General features: G+C 49.7%; 10 protein-coding genes. 5 read left to right on the top strand and 5 right to left on the bottom strand.

Going from position 1 to position 7887, the window contains the following annotated elements:
* Positions 1-192 precede the first annotated feature (192 nt).
* Positions 193-1902, bottom strand: coding sequence for a proline--tRNA ligase (locus tag AB7D94_RS15165; RefSeq protein ID WP_420266819.1), 1710 nt, complete (start codon positions 1900-1902; stop codon positions 193-195).
* 18 nt (positions 1903-1920) lie between these two features.
* Positions 1921-2244: a hypothetical protein gene (locus AB7D94_RS15160; RefSeq protein ID WP_420266818.1), complete on the bottom strand. Its 324-nt coding sequence runs from the start codon at positions 2242-2244 to the stop codon at positions 1921-1923.
* A 100-nt stretch (positions 2245-2344) separates the two neighbouring features.
* On the opposite strand from AB7D94_RS15160, the gene AB7D94_RS15155 reads away from it, so the two are divergent.
* The 5 genes from AB7D94_RS15155 (at position 2345) to AB7D94_RS15135 (ending at position 6304) form a co-directional block, all read left to right on the top strand.
* A complete protein-coding gene (locus tag AB7D94_RS15155) occupies positions 2345-3001 on the top strand; it encodes a phosphatidylserine decarboxylase family protein (RefSeq protein ID WP_420266817.1) in 657 nt (218 codons plus the stop codon).
* Entirely contained in the window at positions 3001-3738 is a 738-nt protein-coding gene (gene pssA / locus AB7D94_RS15150; protein ID WP_420266816.1) for a CDP-diacylglycerol--serine O-phosphatidyltransferase, read from the top strand. Before AB7D94_RS15155 ends, pssA begins: the two co-directional genes overlap by 1 nt.
* A complete protein-coding gene (locus AB7D94_RS15145) occupies positions 3735-5264 on the top strand; it encodes a 2-isopropylmalate synthase (RefSeq protein ID WP_420266815.1) in 1530 nt (509 codons plus the stop codon). The genes pssA and AB7D94_RS15145 overlap by 4 nt, the downstream gene beginning before the upstream one ends.
* A gap of 66 nt (positions 5265-5330) precedes the next feature.
* Positions 5331-5528 (top strand): ferredoxin, encoded by a 198-nt coding sequence (locus AB7D94_RS15140; RefSeq protein ID WP_420266814.1) that lies wholly within the window; start codon positions 5331-5333, stop codon positions 5526-5528.
* Positions 5525-6304, top strand: a complete 780-nt coding sequence (locus AB7D94_RS15135) for a DUF1698 domain-containing protein (protein ID WP_420266812.1) — start codon at positions 5525-5527, stop codon at positions 6302-6304. Before AB7D94_RS15140 ends, AB7D94_RS15135 begins: the two co-directional genes overlap by 4 nt.
* A 40-nt stretch (positions 6305-6344) precedes the next feature.
* Here the strand turns inward: AB7D94_RS15135 and AB7D94_RS15130 are convergent, their stop codons facing one another.
* From AB7D94_RS15130 to AB7D94_RS15120, 3 genes are all read right to left on the bottom strand, one after another.
* Positions 6345-6992 carry a SprT-like domain-containing protein gene (locus tag AB7D94_RS15130; protein WP_420266810.1) on the bottom strand — a complete coding sequence of 216 codons (648 nt, stop codon included), beginning with the start codon at positions 6990-6992 and terminating at the stop codon, positions 6345-6347.
* Entirely contained in the window at positions 6974-7399 is a 426-nt protein-coding gene (locus AB7D94_RS15125; RefSeq protein ID WP_420266809.1) for a methylated-DNA--[protein]-cysteine S-methyltransferase, read from the bottom strand. Before AB7D94_RS15125 ends, AB7D94_RS15130 begins: the two co-directional genes overlap by 19 nt.
* A gap of 84 nt (positions 7400-7483) precedes the next feature.
* Positions 7484-7696: a DUF3553 domain-containing protein gene (locus AB7D94_RS15120; RefSeq protein WP_420266808.1), complete on the bottom strand. Its 213-nt coding sequence runs from the start codon at positions 7694-7696 to the stop codon at positions 7484-7486.
* Between the last annotated feature and the right edge of the window lie 191 nt (positions 7697-7887).

Here is a 7887-nt window from a genome sequence, read left to right as displayed (position 1 = left end):
TATGACATCTGCTACCCCCACTGTAAAGATGGGGTTTTCTTGACGCTTACGTTACTATAAACAGTGACACAAATAATGCTGTGAAAGTGATATACTTAATAACCGTAAAAATGAGGCATTAATATACGGCGATAAACTAAGGGTTTTAGTGGTACAGTTCATATAAAGATTCCCATAGCCTTTATAATAATTTCACATTACAGCCGTCAATCTGCTGATATTTTCAGCGGCGTTGTCCGGCGGCACTTTGACCGTCTCTTTCGTCCGCCTGTTTTTTATCTCGACGAGGCCGTCTTTGAGGTTTTTCGCCCCTATGATTATCTGATACGGTATGCCTGTCAAATCGGCGTCTTTAAATTTTATCCCCGGGCGGGTGTCCCTATCGTCTATCAAAAAGTCTATCCCCTTTGACTTCAGGGCGGCACAGATCAAATCAGCCGTTTTTACTGTCTCCTCGTCGCTGATGTTTAACGGCAGTATCAGCACCGTAAACGGGGCTATGGACACTGGCCAGATGATGCCGTTTTCGTCGTTGTTTTGCTCAATCGCCGCCGCCGCCACCCTTGCCGGCCCTATGCCATAGCTCCCCATTATTATTGGGACTTCAATCCCGTCCTTGTTCAGATATACGGCGTTAAGCGGCACGGAGTATTTTGTTCCCAGTTTAAAGATATTGCCTATCTCGATTACCTTTCGGATTTTCAACGGCGCGCCGCAAATCACACACCTTTCGTCTTCTTTTATCACGCGGATGTCGTGCCACTCCGCCTGAAAATGAACATCCGGGTTTATGCCCTTAATATGGTAGTCCTTTTTATTGGCGCCGCTTACGTAGAGGCCTTTTTTAAGCGTTGTTGAGGCGATTACTCGGATTTCTTTATTTATCATATTTACCGGGCCTATAAACCCGGCCTCAACGCCGAGAATCTCAACGATTTCCTCTTTGTGCGCCGGTCTGTACTGTCGGCCTATTGCGCGCTGGGTCTTCAACTCGTGCAGCTCCTCGTCTCCGCGCAAAAGGGCAAGCACTGGAATATTTTTTTCGCCGTCTTTTGCAATGAGAAGCAGGCTCTTAATAAAACTATGAGGCGGTAGTTTGAGAAACTCAGATACCTCGTTGACAGATTTCTTGTCCGGCGTATAGACCTCCTCAAATGGCATGTCAACAGTGGGATGCTCAGGCGGTACACTGACGGCAAGCTCCACATTCGCCGCATAGCCGCACCTGCCACACAGGGCAATTTCGTCCTCACCGGCGTCGCTTGGGGCCATGAACTCGTGAGCCGTAGTGCCGCCCATCATGCCGGGGTCAGACTCTACCTGATAAAATAGTAAGCCGCAGCGGGCAAATATCCTGTGATAGGCCGCCGCGTGCAGCTTATAGCTCTCATTCAGCCCGGCCTCATCGGCGTCAAAACTGTAACTATCTTTCATTATGAATTCCCGCGTGCGCAGAATGCCGCTTTTGGGGCGGGCCTCGTCGCGCAGTTTCGTCTGAATCTGATACCACATCTGGGGCAAATCCCGATATGAGCGCAGTTCCTTTGCCGCAAGCCATGTCATTATCTCCTCGTGCGTCATGGCAAGGCACATATCGCGGTCTGTCCTGTCTTTAAGGCGAAACATCTCATCGCCGATAGCATCCCATCTGCCGGTCTTCTGCCACACCTCGGCCGGGTGCAGCACGGGCATGGACAGCTCCTGCGCCCCGATTCTGCTCATCTCCTGCCGGATTATCGTGTTTATCTTTTCCATTACCCGCACAAACAAGGGCAGCGAGATATACAACCCGGCGGCAAGCTGCCTGATGTACCCGCCGCGAATCATCAGTATATGGCTAATGGCCTCAGCCTCGGAGGGGGTTTCCTTGAGTGTCGGGATTAGTAACTTCGAATATCGCATTGCGCTCTCCTTACAATATTATTTACAGTACTGCTCTCTGAAGGAATGAATAGAAAGAGGCTCGCCCTTTTCTATGGCGTCAAGACAGCCATCCTCGCAAATATCGGCAACCGCGCCAGAGATTTGCTCTTCCTTTGGGGTTGTCGCCTTGTCAAGAAAATGTTGCCATAGTTCATCGGCGAGGGCCTTGCACTTTATTTTGGCTATTGCCTTCCCTTGTTTGAAGCAGCCGCCGTATATGTCATAAAGGTCGTGGCAACTGTCCGTCTCATAGGCGGCGAAGCAACTCGCGGCGGCCAGAAGCACTATTATGAACGCCAACAACAGCTTTCCTGACATCATTTCCTCCTCCTAATATATTAGCGGTCTGGCATTTAATGACAGCTATATAATATAATATGCGGAGTGGAAATTGTTCAAATAAAATACAACAAGGAAAATTATGGTTAAATTTGCTCCTGAAGGGCGGCCGTTCATACTTGGGGCAGTCGCCGCCACCGTTGCTGTATTCATTACCCTGAAGAACTGGATTACGGCTATACCGTTTGCTATTACCCTCTTTATGTTGTACTTTTTCAGGGACCCGGAGCGAGTAACACCCACCGACGGCGGTGCCGTTATCTCACCGGCTGACGGGAAGATTCTCCTTGTCATTGAGGTGAAAGAAGAGGAGTTTCTGAAGAAGGATGTGAGGAAGATAAGCATATTCATGTCGCCGTTAAACGTACACGTCAACCGCGCCCCCTGTGACGGCGAGGTTATGAGCGTAAAGCACACGCCGGGGAGCTTTAAGAAGGCCTTTCTGGATGAGGCCTCGCTCAAAAACGACAACATCGCAATGGTAATGAAGACAAAAAAAGGAGACATCCTGCTCAGACAGGTGGCAGGCTCAATAGCCAGACGCGCCGTGTGCAGGGTAAGGCCAGGTGATACACTCAAACAGGGTCAGCGCTACGGCATTATAAAGTTCAGCTCAAGGGTGGATATTTATCTGCCTCTGGCAGCTAAGGTGGTTGTAAAGCAGGGGGACAAGGTGCTTGCAGGCGTGACCGTAATCGCCCGATGTGACGATGTCAGCCCGGAAGGAGAAGGCGTGTAATGAAGCGTGGGGTTTACATATTGCCCAATGCCCTGACCCTTTGCGGGATGTTTTTTGGTTTCTACTCCATAATCTCATCACTGAAGGGGGAGTTTGTCTATGCTGGCTGGGCAATAATGATAGCTAATATATTTGACGGCCTGGACGGCTGGACGGCAAGGATTACCAACAGCACGTCGAGATTCGGCATAGAGCTGGATTCCCTCTCTGATCAGGTTGCCTTTGGAATTGCTCCGGCGGTGATGGTCTTTAGCTGGGCGCTGGCGCCTTTTGGGCGTATTGGCTGGGCGGCGGCGTTTCTCTATGCAAGTTGCGGGGCGCTGCGTCTTGCAAGATATAATGTTCAGATGGTCTCCACAGAGAGTAAGCATTTCACTGGTATGCCTATACCCGCGGCGGCGACTATTTTAGCCACGTATGTGATTTTTTACCATACAATGTGGGGTAGTTCTCCCGGCAAGAGTGTTTTCGTATTGATTTTGACAGTGGTGCTTGCCGTGTTTATGATAAGCACTCTAAGGTTCCACGGCGCGAAGGAGCTGAATTTAAAGACGAGAAAACCGTTTATTTTCCTTGTCCTTCTCATAGTACTCCTGTCGGTTATCGTTATGCATCCGCCGATTGCCCTCTTTGCGCTTGCAATTTTGTATTTACTGGCGGGAATAGTGGAAAATTCTTATTTGCTTTACACGAGGAAGACAAGACCGAACCGAAACACCACGGGGGGCACGCAGTGAGGATAATTAAGGTATTCGATACGACACTAAGAGACGGAGAGCAGTCCCCCGGGGCTACGATGAACGTGGAGGAGAAACTTAAAATCGCACGGCAACTGGCACGGCTCAATGTTGATATAATTGAGGCCGGTTTTCCCATAACGAGCCAGGGGGATTTCGATGCCGTAAAAAGAATCGCAGACGAGGTCAAAGGCGTTACAGTCTGCGGCCTTGCACGGGCGGTGGAAAAGGACATAGACCGTGTTGCCGGGGCGGTAAAAAATGCCGAAAGCGGCAGGATTCATATAGTCATAGCCACCAGCGACATTCACCTGAAGTATAAGCTGAAGATGGACAGAGAGGCGGTGCTTGCAATGTCTGTTAAGGCAGTGCGGCACGCGCGTAAATACACGAACGACGTAGAGTTCTCCGCCGAGGACGCCACGCGCTCAGACTGGGACTATCTCTGCCGTGTTACAGAGGATGTGATAAAGGCGGGGGCAACGACGGTAAACATTCCTGACACGGTTGGATACACAGTTCCACAGGAATACAGCCAACTCATCGCATATTTAATGGACAGGGTACCTAATGTTGATAAGGCCGTGATTTCAATTCACTGCCACAACGACCTTGGACTTGGCGTGGCCAACTCTATCTCAGCCGTACTGAGTGGTGCCGGGCAGGTAGAGTGTACGATAAACGGCATAGGAGAACGCGCAGGCAACGCCTCATTAGAGGAAATAGTAATGGCATTAAAGACGAGGCCAAAGTTTTTCGACGCCGACACGAGGATAAACACGCGTGAGATATATAAGACAAGCAAGATGGTCTCAAGAATTACCGGCATGACAGTTCAGCCGAATAAGGCCATAGTTGGGGACAACGCCTTCGCCCACGAATCGGGCATTCATCAGGACGGTTTCCTGAAGGAACGCTCTACTTATGAGATTCTCAACCCCGAAGAGATAGGTATCCCAAAAAGCAAACTCATACTGGGCAAGCACTCCGGGCGGCACGCCTTTAAGGACAGACTATCGGCGATAGGGTTTCAGTCTTTGACAGAAGAGGAAATTAATAAGGCGTTTGAGCGTTTTAAGGCCCTCTGCGACCAGAAAAAGCACATATTTGACGAGGACATAGAGGCCCTCATAACGGATGAGATTACAAAAGAAAGCAATGTTTATTCTTTTTCGTCGTTATATGTGGTAAGCGGTACGGGGCAAAAGCCGGCGGCAAAAATAAAACTCTCAATCAGGGGCGAGATGAGGGAAATGGAAGGCACGGGAGACGGCCCTGTTGACGCGGTATATAACGCCATAAAAGAATTGACGGGGACAAAGAGCGAGTTGAAGAAATATGAGATAAAAGGGCTGACCGGCGGCACAGACGCCCTCGGCGAGGTGATGGTGCTGTTGGAAGAGGATAGCCGCATAGTGCGCGCAAGCGCCTCAGACCCGGACATTATCGTGGCCTCCGCCAAGGCGTATATCAATGCCCTTAACAAACTCGCCGTAGCAGGCAGGACAGTGGAAAAAGGCGTTTAAGATTACCCCCGCCCCCGATAAAAAAACCCGTGTCGGCAATTCCAGTTTTATGCTATACTTGTAGTCATGCACATCGAAATAGACGAAGACACATGTATAGGATGCGGCAGGTGCGAGGAGATATGTCCGGCGGTCTTTTTTGTTGATGAGGCCATCGGCAAATCACAAATTATTGACCCTGACGGCTGTGACTACGCCGGGTGCTGCGAGGCCGCAGAGGAGAACTGCCCCGTTCATGCCATTCATATCGGGCAGCCTTCATGAACATACTCGACGAATACATTAACGCCGCCCCGTCTGCACAAACGGCCATTGATATATTTAAGGGCGAATGGATATCAAAGCTTCCCTGCGATGGGCTTACCGCCGGGAAGGACGAACTCTTCAACGACGCCCGCATCCCCTGGACCGAGGAGCAATTCGGGAGCTTTAAGGGGACACGTGTCCTTGAACTCGGCCCATTTGAGGCCGCCCATACCTATATGATGGACAAACGCGGCGCTGACTTCATTCTTGCCATAGAGATGAACACCCGTTCTTTTCTGAAATGTCTCATTGTGAAAGAGATATACGACATGAAGAGTTCACACTTCATGCTTGGCAATTTTGTTGACTATCTCAAAAGCGCCTCAGACACGTTCGATGTCTGCATAGCAAGTGGTGTTCTCTATCACATGGTAAACCCAGCCGAATTAATATATCTGATCTCAAGGGTATCGAATAAGGTGATGCTCTGGACACATTATTATGACAAGGCCCTTGTTGAGGGAAACCCTACCGCCTTAGGGCATTTCGACGGTGCGGATTCAGTAGAGAGCGAATACATGGGATTTTCACACGTTCTTTATAAGCAGAACTACCATAGCGCCCTTGATTGTGTATCCTTCTGCGGCGGAAGCTCCCCGTACAGCTATTGGATGACCAGAGAGGACATACTTTTGTGTTTAAAGCACTTTGGCTACGGTGGTTTTCAAATCGGCTTCGACCACACAAGCCACCCCAACGGGCCTGCTTTTTGTGTCTCGGCTGTAAAGGATTAAAGACGCAGGGAGGTAACCCCCCTGCACCCCTATTCTCGCATCAGAGTTTGTATTTCAGGAAGTTTATCGCCCTGTCGAAATCCCTGAACTGCCTTTCCCTGAGTTTAAAATCCCTGCCGTGGATGGAGCGTCTTCCATTTTTCAGCTTTATGCCAAGTGCCGCGTGCAACATTTCGTGATATACCACGTATTCTACAAAATATCGCGGCACAGTGGGCTTATCAAGTGCCCTGTGTATTGTTATCAGGCTGCTGGCGCTGTTGCAGCTCCCAAGGCGTCTTATTCGATAAACGGTTTTAGTCTGCCTCCTGCCCCATGTAATGTCAAGGGCGAGGCGTCTGTTAAAATACTCTTCGTTTAGACAATCGTAAATGAGTTTAAGATTGTGATGTTTCCCCTCGTGGGTGATGGCGGGTTGTCTCCTTGCAGGTTTTTCAGGGCTGCTATGGTTATTCCTGATAAACTCCCGAATCAGGGGGGTTCTTTTCCCCCGGTTGATAACAAAATCAGCAATCTCTTTGATGACCGCGGCCCCGGCATCCAAAAACATGCGGTGTATGCGGATGTATATATCCCCCTTAGGGCCATGCCTTAGTGATAACATACTCGTAGAGTTATTGGTGAGCGTAAGGGCTACCGGCCTGCCAGCGGCATTTTCAATAAAATTCCTTAGTGATTCGGCGTCCATGTCGCTGTATCCTTGCGGGTAATTGCGTATTGTCTTTCAAGGGCGAGGAGTTTCTCTTTGATAGCCACACCACCCGAATAGCCGCCTAATGAGCCGTCTGAGGCAATTACCCTGTGGCAGGGCAGGATAATCGGTATGGGGTTGTTGCGCATTGCCTGTCCTACTGCCCGAGCCGCGGAGGGCCTGCCCGCCCTTTCGGCGAGTTTCTTGTATGAACATGTAACGCCGTACGGGATTTCTCCCAAGGCCTTATATACAACCGTGTAAAACGCGGAAACCCTACCGGGATTTATTGCGGCGTCAAAGACAAACCTCTCACCTTTAAAATACTCCTGAAGCTGTATGGCCGCATCGCCCCCGGCCTGTCCCTCTGGATATGGCGGCCTCTCAAACGCGATTTCAGTCACAAAAACCCCGTCTGAGACGACATAAATCCATCCAATAGGGGTCTCTAACGGTGAAAAACTTAATGAAGGGCCACCACTCATGTCTTAGTATAGCACACGAATGCCAGTGTAATAGCAGCAACACTGATGATCAAGGTCGTTGATAAATGACCGGTCTTCGCCGTCTTCAAAACTTATCCTGACAAAACAAAACCCACCGGCAAGGACTGAGTGCCTTTCTTCGACGACCTCGCCCACTCCCCACGCCGCAGAGTGAAGGTGTGTTACCTTATCGCCCGCCTTTAAATACAAACGCATAGTACAGCTCTCATAACAGAAGATATGCCCCTTAAATGGCAGGGGCAGACGATTGGCATTTCCACTGCTAACGCAACAATCTATCCCAATTTAAAACTATTCGGCGGCGTATGTCAACTGCATGGATGCAAAGATTGCCAGCAATTCTCGGTGAAGGTAAAATGATAGTGAGAATGCGTGTTTACAGAGAA

The sequence above is a fragment of the Candidatus Magnetominusculus dajiuhuensis genome, assembly GCF_046044395.1.
Taxonomy (GTDB): domain Bacteria; phylum Nitrospirota; class Thermodesulfovibrionia; order Thermodesulfovibrionales; family Magnetobacteriaceae; genus Magnetominusculus; species Magnetominusculus dajiuhuensis.
This window is presented reverse-complemented; position numbering and strand designations above follow the sequence as displayed.